Annotated in this window: 15 protein-coding genes; 8 read left to right on the forward strand and 7 right to left on the reverse strand. The window is 54.2% G+C overall.

Translation table 11 applies throughout. From position 1 onward, the window contains the following. Positions 1-24 precede the first annotated feature (24 nt). On the forward strand, positions 25-921 hold the full coding sequence (locus O3S68_RS04410) for an aldo/keto reductase (protein WP_086869380.1): 897 nt from the start codon (positions 25-27) through the stop codon (positions 919-921). A 78-nt stretch (positions 922-999) separates the two neighbouring features. Further along, positions 1,000-1,521 carry a superoxide dismutase [Cu-Zn] SodC gene (sodC, locus tag O3S68_RS04415; RefSeq protein ID WP_016496288.1) on the forward strand — a complete coding sequence of 174 codons (522 nt, stop codon included), beginning with the start codon at positions 1,000-1,002 and terminating at the stop codon, positions 1,519-1,521. Here sodC and O3S68_RS04420 read toward each other — a convergent pair. The 3 genes from O3S68_RS04420 to O3S68_RS04430 are packed head-to-tail and all read right to left on the reverse strand — an operon-like array spanning position 1,514 to position 4,625. Continuing rightward, complete coding sequence (locus tag O3S68_RS04420) at positions 1,514-3,526, reverse strand: FUSC family protein (RefSeq protein WP_269230871.1); 2,013 nt, start codon at positions 3,524-3,526, stop codon at positions 1,514-1,516. The two genes, sodC and O3S68_RS04420, sit on opposite strands and share 8 nt — an antisense overlap. Then, entirely contained in the window at positions 3,526-4,386 is an 861-nt protein-coding gene (locus tag O3S68_RS04425; RefSeq protein WP_269230872.1) for an efflux RND transporter periplasmic adaptor subunit, read from the reverse strand. The genes O3S68_RS04420 and O3S68_RS04425 overlap by 1 nt, the downstream gene beginning before the upstream one ends. 2 nt (positions 4,387-4,388) lie before the next feature. Continuing rightward, positions 4,389-4,625 (reverse strand): DUF1656 domain-containing protein, encoded by a 237-nt coding sequence (locus O3S68_RS04430; RefSeq protein ID WP_086869374.1) that lies wholly within the window; start codon positions 4,623-4,625, stop codon positions 4,389-4,391. Positions 4,626-4,824: 199 nt separating this feature from the next. On the opposite strand from O3S68_RS04430, the gene slyA reads away from it, so the two are divergent. After that, positions 4,825-5,265: a transcriptional regulator SlyA gene (gene slyA, locus O3S68_RS04435; RefSeq protein WP_016496284.1), complete on the forward strand. Its 441-nt coding sequence runs from the start codon at positions 4,825-4,827 to the stop codon at positions 5,263-5,265. Between the two features lie 96 nt (positions 5,266-5,361). Here slyA and slyB read toward each other — a convergent pair whose 3' ends face one another. After that, positions 5,362-5,829 (reverse strand): outer membrane lipoprotein SlyB, encoded by a 468-nt coding sequence (slyB, locus tag O3S68_RS04440; protein ID WP_016496283.1) that lies wholly within the window; start codon positions 5,827-5,829, stop codon positions 5,362-5,364. Between the two features lie 282 nt (positions 5,830-6,111). On the opposite strand from slyB, the gene anmK reads away from it, so the two are divergent. From anmK to pdxY, 5 genes are all read left to right on the forward strand, one after another. Beyond that, positions 6,112-7,236, forward strand: a complete 1,125-nt coding sequence (gene anmK, locus O3S68_RS04445) for an anhydro-N-acetylmuramic acid kinase (RefSeq protein ID WP_269230873.1) — start codon at positions 6,112-6,114, stop codon at positions 7,234-7,236. 92 nt (positions 7,237-7,328) lie between these two features. Beyond that, complete coding sequence (gene mliC / locus O3S68_RS04450) at positions 7,329-7,649, forward strand: C-type lysozyme inhibitor (RefSeq protein ID WP_016496281.1); 321 nt, start codon at positions 7,329-7,331, stop codon at positions 7,647-7,649. A 56-nt stretch (positions 7,650-7,705) separates the two neighbouring features. Next, entirely contained in the window at positions 7,706-8,362 is a 657-nt protein-coding gene (pdxH, locus tag O3S68_RS04455) for a pyridoxamine 5'-phosphate oxidase (protein ID WP_044489665.1), read from the forward strand. A 142-nt stretch (positions 8,363-8,504) separates the two neighbouring features. Then, entirely contained in the window at positions 8,505-9,779 is a 1,275-nt protein-coding gene (tyrS, locus tag O3S68_RS04460) for a tyrosine--tRNA ligase (protein WP_016496279.1), read from the forward strand. Between the two features lie 73 nt (positions 9,780-9,852). Next, the gene (gene pdxY, locus O3S68_RS04465; RefSeq protein WP_269230874.1) at positions 9,853-10,713 is read left to right on the forward strand and encodes a pyridoxal kinase PdxY; all 861 of its coding nucleotides are present in this window, start codon (positions 9,853-9,855) and stop codon (positions 10,711-10,713) included. A gap of 64 nt (positions 10,714-10,777) precedes the next feature. Here pdxY and gstA read toward each other — a convergent pair whose 3' ends face one another. The 3 genes from gstA to O3S68_RS04480 all read right to left on the reverse strand — a co-directional run bounded on the left by gstA (position 10,778) and on the right by O3S68_RS04480 (position 16,539). Then, the gene (gstA, locus tag O3S68_RS04470; protein ID WP_045511420.1) at positions 10,778-11,383 is read right to left on the reverse strand and encodes a glutathione transferase GstA; all 606 of its coding nucleotides are present in this window, start codon (positions 11,381-11,383) and stop codon (positions 10,778-10,780) included. 107 nt (positions 11,384-11,490) lie between these two features. Beyond that, positions 11,491-12,993, reverse strand: coding sequence for a dipeptide/tripeptide permease DtpA (gene dtpA / locus O3S68_RS04475; protein WP_016496276.1), 1,503 nt, complete (start codon positions 12,991-12,993; stop codon positions 11,491-11,493). A 702-nt stretch (positions 12,994-13,695) separates the two neighbouring features. After that, positions 13,696-16,539 carry an RHS repeat protein gene (locus O3S68_RS04480; RefSeq protein ID WP_269230875.1) on the reverse strand — a complete coding sequence of 948 codons (2,844 nt, stop codon included), beginning with the start codon at positions 16,537-16,539 and terminating at the stop codon, positions 13,696-13,698. Positions 16,540-16,664: the final 125 nt, after the last annotated feature.

The raw sequence follows: 16,664 nt of genomic DNA on the forward strand, positions 1-16,664 counted from the left end.
CAAATTACCTTCGAGGAAATCATTATGGTTCAACGTATTGCCCTCGCGCCGCAAGGCCCGGAGTTCTCCCGTTTTGTGATGGGCTACTGGCGTTTAATGGACTGGAACATGTCCCCGCAGCAGCTGGTTAGCTTCATTGAGTCTCATCTTGATCTCGGTGTGACTACCGTTGATCACGCGGATATTTACGGCGGTTATCTGTGTGAAGCCGCGTTTGGCGAAGCGCTCAAGCTCGCTCCGCATCTGCGTGCCCGCATGGAGATTGTCAGCAAATGTGGCATCGCCACCACCGCGAAACCGGAACATGCGCTGGGTCATTACATTACTGAACGCGACCACATTATTCGCAGTGCCGAACAGTCGCTGGTGAATCTTGCCACCGATCACCTTGATTTGTTACTGATCCACCGTCCCGATCCGTTGATGGACGCCGATGAGGTGGCGGAAGCATTTCTGCATTTGCATCAGAGCGGAAAAGTGCGCCACTTTGGCGTTTCTAACTTCACACCCGCTCAGTTCTCTCTGTTGCAGTCACGCCTGCCATTTACGCTGGCGACCAACCAGGTCGAGATCTCGCCGGTTCACCAGCCGCTACTGCTGGATGGTACGCTGGATCAACTGCAACAGCTGCGCATCCGCCCGATGGCATGGTCATGTCTCGGTGGCGGGCGTCTGTTTAACGATGCTGCGTTCCAGCCGCTACGTGATGAACTGGCGCGCGTTGCGCAGGAACTGAATGCCGAAACCATCGAACAGGTGGTCTATGCCTGGGTGATGCGTCTGCCGTCTGCGCCGCTGCCCATTATTGGCTCGGGTAAAATTGAGCGCGTGCGTTCGGCGCTGGGGGCACTGAACCTTCAGATGACGCGCCAGCAGTGGTTCCGTATTCGCAAAGCGGCGCTTGGTTACGACGTGCCATAACGCGGGCAGATGACCTCCCGGTGAAATCTGCCACCCTGGTTTAAACTTACAGGGTTAAAACAGACCGAAGGAGGTCATATGAAGCGTTTTAGTCTGGCTGTGTTGGCGCTCGTGGTTTGCGCCGGGGCGCAAGCCGCCAGTGAAGAAGTGGAAATGAACCTGGTCACTGCGCAGGGCGTTGGGCAGTCTGTTGGTAGTGTAAAAATCAGCGAAACCGATAAGGGGCTGGAATTTGCGCCCGATCTGAAAGCTCTGCCGCCCGGCGAGCATGGTTTTCACGTCCATGCCAAAGGCAGTTGCCAACCTGCTATTAAAGAGGGGAAAGCCTCTGCTGCTGAAGCGGCAGGGGGACACCTCGATCCGCAGCATACCGGCAAGCATGAAGGGCCAGAAGGCGCCGGACATTTAGGCGACCTGCCGGTGCTGGTGGTCAACAATGACGGTAAAGCGACCGACCCGGTGGTGGCGCCGCGTCTGAAAAAACTCGCGGATGTGAAAGGCAAAGCGCTGATGGTGCACGTGGGCGGCGATAATATGTCCGATCAACCGAAACCGCTCGGCGGTGGCGGCGCACGTTACGCCTGCGGCGTTATCAAGTAAGCGTTCCGGCTGCCGGGGCTTGCTCCAGCTGCGATAGCGCGCAATATAAGCGCCAGACAACCGAGGCCAGCTCCCGCGCGGCCGGCTGGTGATGTTTACCCAGCACCGCGCTAATCCGCTGCAGCTCGGTCAGCGTGGCAGAAAGCGTTCGTTGCCGGACACCACGCTCACTCATCACATCCCGCAATAAGACAATGCATAACTCGCGGACTTTGGCGAGGGGATCAGAGCGAATTTCCCAGTCGCGTAGCTGCCAGACAACATGCGAGCAATTCAATAACACAACCCCCCAGCGCAGCAACCAGCGCCGTGCTTGCGCGTCCTGGCTATGGCTTAACTGGCTAATGTGGTGATAAACCACCGATTCAAACTCATGCTCGCTCAGCTGTGGTACGCGGCTAAGTTGATCGACAAAACTGCGGCGCAGCGTGCGAATGTGACGCCGACTTTTGCGGGCATCTGAGCCCGGGCGTAACACGGCAAACGCGAGCCACGCCAGCGCGACGCCTGAGATCTTCGCCAGGTTGTCATTTAAGAAGTCCGCAAAGTCATAAACCGGTGGATTGGTCACGGCGATAAACGAGCCCATAAAAACAATCAACTGCCCCCACAACCCGGCCAGCTTTGGCATTTGTAATTTCAACAATTGCAGGGTGGTTAACAGCGGGAAGAGAAACAGCAGAAACACCGCCAGCTCGCTGATTTGCACCATCAGGCCGAATTTCACCATAAAGCTGAACAGCGACAGCAAAATTAAGGTGCGCAACAGCAGTGTCAGGGAGTTAAACGGCGCGGGTGAGACGGAGTAAAGCACACAGCTGATAGCCGCCAGCGTCAGCGCCGCCGAGCCCGATTCCCACTGCGTATTGATGCTCCATGCGCCGACCAGACTCAGCGCGCAAAAGGTACGAATGCCGCTCCATAGCGCTTCGGCATTATCCGTATCACGCATCAATCCCGGGCTTCGCGGTGGCGTATAACTGCTGACTGGCGAAGCATTCTCCACACGCGCCAGCCAGCGGCTACTGGTGAGGTATAAACGGCAGAAGTAGCGTAAGCGCTGCCAGAATGCATGGTGCCGGTAATCGTCGCTTTCTCCGGGCGCGAGCGGGGCGATAATCCGTGCGACGGTAAGCGCATCCGCGCGCGGGTGAGCAAGCGCGGAGAGCAGTTGCTCAAGAACCGGGCGCAAATTTTCCGGCGCGTCGGGCCAGTTCAGCAGCATTCTGCGCAGGCTGGAGATCACGCTGGTCATGCGCAACTGTTGGTGCAGTAACCAGGTAAGCAAACTGTTTTGCCGCCGAAAACGGTAATGGCTCCAGAACGCCTGAATGCGCAGCAAATTGGTGGTGAGGATCTGGCCGATAACGCTCTCATGGGCGGTGCGGATAGCATCTGTGGTTTCTGGCTGCCACAGAAGGCTTGCATGTTCCAGCAACCGGGCATGCATTTTTTTCAATGCTGACAGCAGGGTGGTTCCGTCCGCGTTGCCGGGCAGGATCATCATCATCATGCCGCCGCACAAAATGCCCAGGATCACTTCGCACACGCGCGCCTGAGCAATATCCCACAGCTCAGTAATATCGGTCACATCGACCATGGCGAACGCGATAATCGCGGCGGTATAACCCGCCAGTTGAAAGGCATAGGCGACATTATTGGTGAACTGCGCGCAAGCCCAGGTACAAAAGCCAATCCAGGTGACCATGGCGAACAGAAACAGCCACGGATCGTTGAGTGTCTGACCGGCAATGATCAGTGCCGCGCTGGCTCCAAGCAGGCTCCCGGCAATACGGCCAAGGCTTTTACTGATCACGCCGCCGACGGTGGGGAAGCTGACAACGGCTGCGGATGTCATGGCCCAGTACGGTTCATCGAGATCGAGATAATAAGCCACCGTGAGCGCCAGACACATCGCGATACCGTTGCGCAGCGCATAGCGCCACTGTCCGACCGTGGCTTTTACCCATGGCAAATTTTGCCAGAGCCAGACAGGCGATTTCATTACTGACCGCCAATCGCCACGGTGCACGTGGTGCCGGAAACCAGCGTCAGCCCGGCGGGCAGGTTATCAAACTGAATACGTACCGGCACACGCTGCGCCAGCCGTACCCACGGTACGTTCGGTTTGATATCGGCAACCAGCCCGCTGTCAGTCTCGACGCTTTGGTCATATATCGCGCGACCAATACTTGCTACGTGACCCTGTAACGTAACATCTCCACTATAAAGTACGATTTTCGCTGCTGCCCCTTCATGAATATGGCGCAACTTGGTCTCTTCAAAGTAACCCATCACATAAAACGAATGGCTATCGACCAGCGCGAAAACCGGTTGCCCGGCGGTAGCGTAATTGCCAGTACGGGTGGAAAGGTTGGTGACCCAGCCGTCTACCGGTGCCTTAACTACTGTTTGCGCCAATTGCCATTGTGCCTGCGCAAGTTGTGCTTGCGCTGCCGCAACGCTTGCCTGCGCGGCTTTAACACTAATATTGGCAGTATCGAGATCTTCTGCGGAGATGTAGTTTTGTGAGAGATGGCGACGGCGATTGGCTTCATTATTCGCTTTTGCCAGATCGGTTTGCATACGAGCCAGTTGGGCTTCGGCGTTCAGTACGGCAATGTGGTAAGGCGTATCGTCAATACGAAACAGCACATCGCCCGCTTTAACCAACTGGTTATCTTTCACCTTCAGTTCGCTGATGCTGCCTGAGACCTGCGGTGTGATACTGACCTGCTCAGCGCGGATCTTTCCGTCACGCGTCCAGGGGGACTGCATATAAAAGTTCCACATCCACCAGGCCGCGACAATCGCCACAGCCAGCACCAGGAGAGTAGAAAAATACTTCAGGGATTTCAGGCGCATAATTACCACACAATTAGCAAGCCGAGGGCGAGGCTCAGCGCAATAACAAACAAGGAGAGATCCATCAGGATGGGGTGCCAGATATCACCCGCATAAATCCACCCGCGCAACAGGCGATGCGCAATAAGCCAGAACAAAAAGCCCAGCATGACCACTTTAAATACGGGAGGGAAATAGACCGATGCGCCAAAAATCAGATCTTGCAGGGGTAAGTTCGGGAAACTTGAATTCAACTTCACACTTTGTGTCCTGTGCAACCTAACGGATCGCCAGATTGATGATTATCATTAGATAAGTACCAACCACTGCGTGTTGCTAAGGCAGGTGGAATCTCAGCGTAAGCCCCGGCGAGAACCGCAATACATTTGTTTTACCAATATAAATACTGCAAACTATTCTAAAATGAGTATAATAACTTAGCAAGCTAATTATAAGGAGATGAAATTGGAATCGCCATTAGGTTCTGATCTGGCACGCTTAGTGCGCGTCTGGCGCGCTTTGATTGACCATCGCCTGAAACCTCTGGAATTAACGCAGACTCACTGGGTAACGCTGCATAATATTCATCAGCTGCCGCCCGATCAGTCGCAAATTCAACTGGCAAAAGCGATTGGCATTGAGCAGCCTTCGCTGGTGCGTACGCTGGATCAACTGGAAGAGAAAGGCCTTATTTCTCGCCAGACCTGCGCCAACGATCGCCGGGCAAAGCGGATCAAATTGACAGAAAAAGCGGACCCAATCATTGAAGAAATGGAGACGGTTATTCGTAAAACCCGGGGGGAAATACTTTCCGGGATCTCTGCGGAAGAACTCGATCAGTTGATTAAAATGATTGCCCGACTGGAACAAAACATCAATGAGCTTCAGTCGCGAGACTGACCAGCAAAGCCTTGCATCCGCAAGGCTTTTTTACATCAACATTCAGTATCGGCAATATGAAAGGGCGGCCACTGGCGTGACCACCTAATGCGGGAATTAACGCGGGGAAACGGTAATCTGACGACCGTTGCTTGCCATCACGACGCGCTGGCCTGCGGAGAAACGGGTGTTGCCCTGTTTCTGCACGACCATAATGGTGTTGCCATCATCTTTACGAATTTCCAGCTCAACACCCTGCGTTTTATTCAGTGAACCCTGGACGGATTGCCCTGCAACACCACCGGCTACCGCGCCTGCTGCGGTGGCGAGAGAACGTCCCGTGCCGCCGCCAACAGTATTGCCAAGGAAACCACCCAGCACTGCACCGCCAAGCGCGCCGATAACATTGTTTTCGTCGCCACCCTGAATCTGTACCGGACGGACGTTAACAATGGTGCCGTAAGTGACATTCTGCACCTGTTTAGCTTCGGATGCAGAGTAGACATCACCGGAAAGCGTGTCATTATTCACGCAGCCAGCCAAAGTAAAACCAATCAGCGAAACTGCCAGTGCACGTAACATCATTTATGAATCTCCTGTTCACCATGAAACGCCCTTGCGGGCATCCGACATGGTTAAATTATATGGCATTTTAGCAATACCAGGTCATATCTTCTGCCAAATCCCGGCAAAATAATAATCAACGCGAGTTTAACCAGATTTAAACGAAGCGATTATAAGCGCAGCACGGCGTAATTTCACTTAACGGAAAATCATCCGATTGTTAAAAAGTGTTTGCAGCCGATGGCGTTAACCCCCGCTTTATGGTGGAGTGGTGCCCTTCGGTCATGCATTAAAGGAAGGCGTATGAAATCGGGTCGCTACATTGGGGTGATGTCTGGAACAAGTCTGGATGGGGTTGATGTGGTGCTGGCGGCAATCGATGAAACCATGGTCGCGCAGCAAGCGAGCCTGACGTTTCCGATTCCGCTGCCGTTAAAAGAGGCGATTCTTGGCATTTGCCAGGGACAGCAACTTACACTTTCGCAACTGGGGCGGCTGGATACCCAACTGGGCAAGTTGTTTGCCGACGCGGTGCTGGCGTTAATGGACCGAGAGCAACTCCACCCGGAAGATATCGTCGCGATTGGCTGTCACGGGCAAACCGTCTGGCATGAGCCGACAGGCATTGCGCCGCATACTTTGCAGATTGGTGACAATAACCACATCGCGGCGCGTACGGGGGTGACGGTGGTCGGTGATTTTCGCCGCCGTGATATCGCGCTTGGCGGGCAGGGCGCGCCGCTGGTGCCGGCCTTTCACCATGCACTGCTGGCGCACCCGGTAGAACGGCGCATGGTGCTCAACATTGGTGGCATCGCCAATTTATCGCTTCTGATCCCCGGCCAGCCGGTCAGAGGCTATGACACCGGACCTGGCAATATGCTCATGGACGCATGGATTTGGCGGCAAAAAGGCAAACCCTACGACAAAGATGCGCAGTGGGCGAGCGAAGGCAAAGTGGTGCTGCCGCTCCTGCAAAACATGCTAAGCGATGCCTACTTTGCCACGCCTGCACCGAAAAGCACCGGTCGTGAATACTTTAACTACAGCTGGCTGGAACGCCACCTGGCGCACTTCCCGGGGTTAAGCGCCAGCGATGTGCAGGCCACGCTGGCTGAACTGACGGCGGTGACAATTTCCGAGCAGGTGCTGCTCAGTGGCGGTTGTGAACGCCTGCTGGTCTGCGGTGGGGGGAATCGAAATCCGCTGGTCATGGCGCGTCTGGCGGGGCTTTTGCCAGGTACAGAAGTCACCACCACGGATGAAGCCGGTATCAGCGGCGACGATATGGAAGCGCTGGCGTTTGCCTGGCTTGCGTGGCGGACCCTGGCCGGACTGCCTGGCAATCTGCCCTCCGTCACCGGCGCGTCCGCTGCCTCGGTGCTCGGCGCGATTTACCCTGCTAACCCTCGGCAGAATCAGAGTTAACCGCATTTCACTTTAGTTGCACCGGGCTAGACTGACCAGGCTTAGGGAGGGCGTTTCGCCCTCCGTGACCAGGACCGTCCCGGGAATACTCTATGAAAAAAATAGTCATCGCCTGTCTGCCCGCACTGCTTGCCGGATGCAGCTATTACAATCAGTTTGTAGAACGCATGCATACCGATACGCTGGTTTACCAGTGCGACGAAAAACCGCTCACCGTGAAAATTAATAACACCCGCCAGCAGGCGAGTTTTGTCTGGGATGATAAATTGCTGACCTTACAGCAAGGGCTTTCAGCCTCCGGCGCACGTTACACGGATGGCGTCTACGTTTTCTGGTCGAAGGGTGAGAGTGCGACCGTCTACAAGCGCGATCGCATCGTACTGAATAATTGCCAGCTTATTCCGCAGCGTTGAGATTTTCACAGGGGGGCGCATAATAGCCCCACCTGATGATTACTTTCGCTAACGCCATGTCTGATAACGATCAATTGCAGCAAATCGCGCATCTGCGCCGTGAATACACCAAAGGTGGTCTGCGTCGCGGCGACCTTCCCGCCGAACCGTTGGCATTATTTGAACGCTGGCTGGGGCAGGCCTGTGAAGCTCAACTCGTTGACCCGACTGCAATGGTCGTGGCGACAGTGGATGAGAACGGCCAACCTTACCAGCGTATCGTATTGCTCAAGCATTATGATGAAAAAGGGCTGGTGTTCTATACCAACCTTGGCAGCCGTAAAGCGCATCACATTGAAAACAACCCTGCTGTCAGTCTGCTGTTCCCATGGCATATGCTGGATCGCCAGGTGATGGTCACCGGCAAAGCGGAGCGGCTTTCAACGCTCGAAGTGATGAAGTATTTCCACAGCCGCCCGCGTGACAGCCAAATCGGCGCCTGGGTATCGAAACAATCGAGCCGCATCTCCGCGCGCGGCATTCTGGAAAGCAAGTTCCTTGAACTGAAGCAAAAGTTCCAGCAGGGCGAAATCCCGTTACCCAGTTTCTGGGGCGGCTATCGCGTCAGTATTGACCAGATGGAGTTCTGGCAAGGCGGTGCCAATCGACTGCATGACCGTTTTTTATACCAGCGCGAGAATGATGCGTGGAAAATTGACCGCCTCGCGCCGTAAACCCTGAAAAATGTTGCTATAAGCGCTGGCACTCCGTGTTCCGGCGCTTTATTCTATCTGCCCCCCATGAAGTATCCTTTCGCATCTGGCGAAAAGTCGTGTACCGGCAAAGGTGCAGTCCGTTTTATACATGGAGATTTTGATGGCAAGCAGTAACTTGATTAAACAATTGCAAGAGCGGGGCCTCGTGGCTCAGGTGACGGATGAGGAAGCGTTAGCAGAGCGACTGGCGCAGGGCCCGATCGCGCTCTATTGCGGCTTCGATCCCACCGCTGACAGCTTGCATTTGGGGCATCTGGTTCCATTGTTATGCCTGAAACGCTTCCAGCAGGCTGGCCACAAGCCAGTAGCGCTGGTGGGTGGCGCGACCGGTCTGATTGGCGACCCGAGCTTTAAAGCCACTGAGCGTAAACTGAACACTGAAGACACCGTGCAGGAGTGGGTGGATAAAATCCGCAAACAGGTTGCACCGTTCCTCGATTTCGACTGTGGCGACAACTCCGCTATCGCTGCAAATAACTACGACTGGTTTGGCAGCATGAACGTGCTGACCTTCCTGCGCGATATCGGCAAACACTTCTCTGTTAACCAGATGATTAACAAAGAAGCGGTCAAGCAGCGCCTGAACCGCGATGATGTCGGCATCTCGTTCACCGAGTTTTCCTACAACCTGCTGCAGGGTTACGACTTTGCCTGCCTGAACGAACTGCATAATGTCGTGCTGCAAATTGGCGGCTCCGACCAGTGGGGTAACATCACGTCGGGTATCGATCTGACTCGCCGCCTGCACCAAAATCAGGTGTTTGGCCTGACGGTTCCGCTGATCACCAAAGCCGATGGCACCAAATTTGGTAAAACCGAAGGCGGCGCGGTGTGGCTCGATCCGAAGAAAACCAGTCCGTATAAGTTCTACCAGTTCTGGATCAACACCGCCGACGCGGACGTTTACCGCTTCCTGAAGTTCTTCACCTTTATGGACATCGCGGAAATTAACGCGCTGGAAGAAGAAGACAAAAACAGCGGTAAAGCGCCGCGTGCGCAATATGTGCTGGCTGAGCAGGTGACGCGTCTGGTTCACGGCGAAGAGGGGTTAACCGCCGCTAAACGCATCACTGAAAGCCTGTTCAACGGTACGCTGAGTGATTTGAGCGAAGCCGATTTTGAACAGCTGGCGCAGGATGGCGTACCGATGGTTGAGATGGAAAAAGGTGCCGATCTGATGCAGGCGCTGGTTGACTCTGAGCTGCAGCCGTCCCGCGGCCAGGCGCGTAAAACCATCGCGTCTAACGCTGTTACCATCAACGGCGAAAAACAATCCGATCCGGAGTATTTCTTCACTGATGGCGATCGCCTGTTCGGCCGCTACACGCTGTTGCGCCGCGGTAAGAAAAACTACTGCTTGATCTGCTGGAAATAAAAACAGACCTGCCGAAGGGAGTGAGAAATCACTCCCTTCTTTTTATTGCTCGACTTTTGCAAGGCTACCAACAATGAAGAATATCCTCGCCATTCAATCGCATGTGGTCTTTGGTCATGCGGGGAATAGTGCCGCCGAGTTTCCGATGCGCCGCCTGGGCGCTAACGTCTGGCCGCTGAACACGGTGCAGTTTTCTAACCATACCCAGTACGGCAAATGGACCGGCAGCGTTATGCCGCCAGCCCATCTGACCGAAATTGTGCAGGGCATTGCGGCAATTGACCAACTGAAACGCTGCGACGCGGTGCTGAGTGGTTATCTGGGTTCGGCAGAGCAGGGAGAGCATATTCTTGGGATCGTCCGCCAGGTGAAAGCAGCCAACCCGCAGGCGAAGTATTTCTGCGATCCGGTCATGGGGCATCCGGAGAAAGGCTGCATCGTTGCGCCAGGGGTTGCCGAGTTTCATGTCCGCCACGCCTTGCCTGCCAGCGATATCATTGCGCCCAATCTGATTGAGCTGGAGATCCTCTGCGAGCATGCGGTCCACACGGTGGAGGACGCAGTGGCTGCGGCACGCGAGCTGATTGCGCAGGGGCCGCAAATCGTGCTGGTGAAACACCTGGCGCGCGCGGGACTGAGCGCCGATCGCTTTGAAATGTTGCTGGTGACGTCCAGTGAAGCCTGGCACATTAGCCGTCCGCTGGTGGATTTTGGCGCACGTCAGCCTGTCGGCGTGGGTGATGTGACCAGCGGATTGTTACTGGTGAAATTGTTGCAGGGGGCGAGCGTACGTGAAGCGCTCGAACACGTAACGGCGGCGGTGTATGAAATTATGCTGGCGACCAAAAATTTGCAGGAGTATGAACTGCAGGTGGTCGCGGCGCAGGACAGAATTGCGCAACCTGAGCATCTTTTTAGCGCGACATTGCTGTAAAAAAGGCGGGGATCCCCGCCTTTATTGTTGCCCGCTGAGCAGCGCGTACGCGGGCATTCACATTCTACTGAATACCTTCTGCCGCCATTGCAGTCGCCACCGCAGGGCGAGCGGCAACACGCGCCATATACGCATCAATATTCGACAGACCTTCCATATTCAATTTCACCGCGCGCGCCCAGCGCAGAACCGTGAACAGATAACCGTCGGCAATGGTAAAGTTCGCACCGCTAATCCATGCGTTATTGCTCAGGGATTCATTCACGTAGTGCAATTTTTTCTCAAGCAAAGCGCGTACGGTGGGTTTGTACTCTTCCGGTGTATCCGGGCGAAACAGCGGGGTGAAGCCTTTATGCAGCTCGGTTGCGATAAAGTTCAGCCACTCCAGCGTTTTGTAACGCGGCAGGGTGCCAACAGGTGCCAGTAACTGGCTCTCAGGCGCGCTGTCAGCAACGTATTGCATAATCGCCACGCCTTCGGTAATCAGAGTGTTGTCATCCAGCAGCAGCGCCGGGATTTGTCCTTTCGGGTTGATGGCAAAAAAGTCATCGCCGTTTTCCAGGCGTTTTTTCATCAAATCAACACTTACCAGATCCACATCTTTTCCGCTCTCACGCAGAGCAATATGTGAGGCGAGAGAGCAGGCGCCCGGCTTGTAAAACAGTTTCATTATCTTTTCCTTATGGCTGATTTCCGGCATAGGTTATTACGCGGCAGAATAAAAAAAAAGCCGCTAACTTGCGTTAGCGGCTGAATAATTCGAGTTCCCCGCGGCGATTATGCCGTAGCGGTTTCCGACGTGTCGCGAGTGGTATCTTCGCTCTGCGTCATGCGGTTCAGCTTCGGTGCGGTGACGATCATCAGCAAAGCGATAATCGCTGTCGCGATACCAATTTGCAGGAACACGGTGCCATAGATATTCAGTGACATCAGCGGATCGGTCACGTTTTCCGGGATCGCCATCTGATTAGCCACATAGCCGGCGATAATGTTCGCGCCAGCCGTGGTCAGGAACCAGCTTCCCATAATGAAGCCCATCAGACGCTGCGGCACCAGTTGCGCAACCATCGCCAGACCGAGACCAGAGATCATCAGTTCACCGATACTTTGCAGACCATAGCTTGCGATCAGCCAGCTTACGGAAACGATACCCGCATCAGATGCGAATTTCGTGCCCAGCGGCAGCACCAGGAACGCGCCGGAGCACAGCACCATACCGATAGCGAATTTGTGCGGCATCGGCAGCGTATCACCCATTTTGTTATAGATAGCGGCCAGAATCGGGCTACCAATGATGATCCAGAACGGGTTCAGCGCCTGATACTGCTCAGGTTCGAAAGCGATACCGAACAGCGTGTGCTCAACGTTACGGATAGCGAAGAAGTTCAGCGATGTCGGCATCTGGCTGTAGAGCACGAAGAAGACAATCGCTTGCACCATCAGAATAAAGGCGACGATCATTTTACGACGCGCGGCACCTTTCAGCGCGAAAGTCTCTTTGGCGAAGATGCAGATAATACCCAGCGCCACAACGCCCAGCACCATACGCGCGATGCCCTGGTTGTGCAGCAGCCAGGTGGCGATAGCAATCAGCGCCACAATGCCGACAATGGTTGCCAGCAGATAGCCAACGCGCAGCGGTTCGAAATCGGGTTTAGAACCGTGATTTTTCACCCAACGTTTGCAGAAGGCGAAGTTAACGATAGTGATCAGCAGACCCACCACGCTCAGACCAAACGCAGTGCTCCAGCCGAACTTCGCAGCCAGCCACGGGGTTGCCAGCATGGAGAAGAACGAACCGACGTTAACGGACATGTAGTACATGGTAAATGCACCATCCAGACGCGGGTCGTCTTTCGCATAGCAGGTGGAGAGCAGGGATGATGGGTTGGCTTTAAACAGACCATTACCCACGGCAATTGCCGCCATGCCCATGTACACAATGCTCGCATCATGACCGGACCACGCTACCAGCGCATAACCGATGGCCAGCACGATCGCGCCCAGCATGATTACGCGTTTGGTGCCCAGTACTTTGTCACCCAGCCAGCCACCGATGGCAACCAGGCCATAAACCAGTGCGCTGAAGGAGGAGAACAGTGTAATAGAGTCCGCTTCTGACATACCCAGTTGTTTCACCAGGTAAACAGCCATAATCCCTTGCAGGCCGTAGTAACCAAAACGTTCCCATAACTCGATAGAGAAGATCAGATAAAACGCTTTCGGTTGCTTAAAAGCGTTCAGGCTGACGCTTTCCGTTGGTTTGTTTGCAGTTGACACATATACCTCTTTTTTTACATCCCATATTAACGGGGGTGTTCAGCGCGCAATGACCAGAGTTCATCACGCTTATAGTTATATTGGGAGGGGAAAACGGCGGTTAATGTTCACTATCCAGCGCGTTCAGGCAAGTCTTTTGACATATTCTGTTACATAGATCCAGGGCATTACAATGCTCGGTGTTTTTATTTGTTATTCAGAGTTAAATTTCATCATTGAAATAAAAGTGGATTTTTCTACTACAGTCCGGGGGTTAGATTGCACATTAAGGCATATGTTCTGCTATTTTGGCTAAATGGTAGTGTATTGGGCTGGTTTATGTAGTCAATCTGGTCATATCTCTTGTAAAACATGATTAAAGTTTGCACTGCAACCATTTGCTATACATCGCCAATCTCTTTTTTAACATTGTGTTAGCAATAGCGACCGAATTTGCCGTCAGTTGGATTTTTTTCTTCTAAAAAAAGGAATAAACTTATTAAATACGCATAAGTGGACGATTATTTGCTCAATATCACGATCTGTGCGCAATCATTCGCCATTTTAGCTCTTTTGTAGAGATGCGACCTTTATCACATAACGTAATGGCGGAAAATCAGCGAAATCCTGCGTGCAGCGTGTTGGCTGCACGAAAAAAAACGTGCAGCCGGTGACGGGTTATATGGATTAGATCCGTGAAGCTTTCAACTCGTTTTTTGCTGCTTAATTTATGCCTAGCGTATTTTTCTCGCTTCGTGTTCCTCTGCGCAGGAATCCTGGCAACAATCGCGCCATCCCTTTTTTGCGAATCGCTTTATCAATCCCCGCCGGCTGTTGCACTGCGCTGGCCTGCTGAACCACATTGTTTTTATAAACGACATCAATGATAAATGAGGGTCCTTCGTCATCATCCGACGATTCTTCGCGTGTTACCCCGGTAGCGATGAGATTGAAAGCATCGAGTATGCGGGCGGTGGATTTACCATTTGGTGTTCGCTGAAAAAACGCCTCAAACAGGGTTTTTCCGGTTAATCCTTCTGTTTCGTTCAGTGTTTGCTCATTTATCACGCTTTTCCTGATGATTTTCTTTGGCATCTCGCCTAAAAAACCGCTGTTCTCAGCCGCTACTTTGTATTGATATTGCGCAATATGTGTCGCGAAATAGGGTTCTGGTTCCACCCGGAAGTTGTGGGCAAATACCCACACGTCTTTCAGAAACTTATTGGTGAAAATATTTTCTGTTTTCAAACTTTTCGACTCGATGCTGAAACCTTCGTCACCGCTGTATTCGACAAACAGGTGAGAGAAATTTTCCCGGTTTGCAATGTAGTCCAGCGCATCTTGATCTTTAGGGGATAAATCAGGGTAGCTGAAGGTCTGAGTGGACGCAGGGGCACCGGTATATTGTCGCGAATGCTTGAAGTGGGTATAGATGCGCTCCTCATCATAATTATTGAGTCGCATAAATTTGAGGTGAGCGAGAACCTCTTCCAGGGTACCAAACTGTTTACTCGCAATATAATCAACGGTTTCCATCAACCTTTTCCCCTTCAAAAAGGCGACCCGTGGCGCGAGCCCGTCGGGATCATGTAATGCCACAGGGTTATTGCGCACCATGCGAAACAGATTGAGCCCGTCAATGCCACCCGCCGGATCCGCGCTCAGCCACCGCCCCGCCCACGGCTGATAATAGCGGTAGCCGTAGTAATAAAGCCCGGTGCCGTCCTGCTCTTTACCTGAATAGCGGATGGTCTTGTAATCCGCCTCCAGTTGACTGCGCGAGGCGAATAACGCCGTGCCGCCGAACGGGTAATACTCCTCCTGGCTGATAAGCTCGCCGCTGGCGTCCACTTCCAGACTGCTGCTGCCGGTCAGGTTGTCGTAGCTGTAGCGCACCGCGTCATTGCTGATACCGGCGGGCTGCCCGCTTTCCCAGTGCAGCACCCGCACCTGGGCACGTCCGGCCACGCCGACGGTTATCACCTGCAGGGTTTCCGCGCTGCTGCTGCGCAGCTCCAGACCCGGCAGGTAAATCACCCGTCTGGTCTGCGTGCTGTTGCCGGTCAGCTGCGAGGTGATTTTGACGATGCGCTGGCTGCTGGCGTCGTAGCGGTAACGTTCGCTGTCGTCCGCTGCGCCACTGCGGGTGACGGGCGTGACTTTTTGCAGTTCCTGTCGCGCCGTCCACAGCAGATTCTGCCCCGGTAAAAGCTCTTTCTGCTGACCGCCGGCAGTGAACAGCACCTCCACATCCGCCGGGGTTTCGGTGAGTGTGCTGAGTACCGCCCGGTTGCTGCGGTCGGATACGGTAATGCTGGTGGTGTAGTTGTTACCGGACGCCGGGGCGCTGTGCCGGATTTGTGTCAGATTACCGGCGTTATCGTAGGTGTACGTGCGGGAGTAGTTCGTGTAAGTGGCGTTATCGAAGGAGGTGACATCAGGCAGGTTACTGTTCTGCTGTACCGCACTGGCCATCTCGCGTCCGCTGGCGCTGACCAGCTGGTACAGGCTGTCGTAAGTGTAGTGATTTTCGGGAACCACTTCCTGATTGCGCCAGAAACGGGTCTCCTCAGCATCGTTGGTAATCACCAGCACATTGCCCACCGGGTCGTATTCGTAGCGCAGGTCCTGCACCACTTTTGCCGGTGTCATACGTTCCGTTTTAATACCGACCAGCCGCTGGGTTTCCGCTTCGTACGAATATGTGGTCACCACGCCGTTGCCGTGCTCCTCACGCAGCTTCTGCCCGGCAGCGGACCAGGTCAGGGATTTCACGATAATCTGCTCGGAACCGCCATTCACCGTCAGCCAGCTTCCCTTCAGCAGCCCCGCCACGTCATAGGCCACGCGCTGGATGTTGCCTTTCGCATCGGTGGTGGTGAGTACATTTCCGGCCGCGTCCACCGTGCTGGTTGTGGTGTAGGTTTCGCCCGCCAGCAGGTCGTTCCACGCGGAAGCATCCGCGCCCTGCCAGTCTGCTTCGGCATCGTCCGGCAGTAACTGGCGGGTGACGGCAAGCGGCACACCGTTCAGGGAAAGGCTGGCCGTGGAAAGCAGACCCGCCGGGTCATAGTGGCTGACCAGCTGGCCGGCAAGATTGTGGCTCTGTTCATCCACTGAATTCCCACTCCAGATAAATCGTTCAGTGACTTTTCCCTGCTCGGTAATGCCGAGCAACCGCCCCGGCAGGTTTGCCTCTTCATACTGAAAAGTACGGGTCACCGCAGCACTACGGTCATTCCCTGAGCCAATATTGCTGACCTGTAAAAATGTCCGCCCGGAAGCGTCACTGAGCACAACCACCGTACCGGCATCCGCGCTCTGCGTACGCAGCGGCGTGCCGTTCAGATCACAGGTAAATTCAAAGTTCGCACGCCCGGCGGCATACAGACGCGGGTCGACACTCTGTGACGGTAAACCGCGCGCGTCAAACTGATGGCGGGTGATGCGCTCATCGGTGGTGTCCGGCGTTTCCGGATGGCGGTGATAAACGATGTCGCGTACCGCCAGACCACGGTTATCCAGCACCGTGACCGACGGGGTTTTAGTAAACGTTGTGGTTTGCATAAGTTCCTCTTGTTGCCTGGTAACCGACGGGTTAGCCGATTGCGGCAGAGATAAAAATCGAACAAACATTCAACGATGCACATTGCGGATTGACTGGTTCCACAGGAGGGAGAGTACGCCGCACT

Origin of the sequence: Kosakonia sp. SOY2 (assembly GCF_027109175.1) — a bacterium.
In the GTDB taxonomy this organism is placed as follows: domain Bacteria; phylum Pseudomonadota; class Gammaproteobacteria; order Enterobacterales; family Enterobacteriaceae; genus Kosakonia.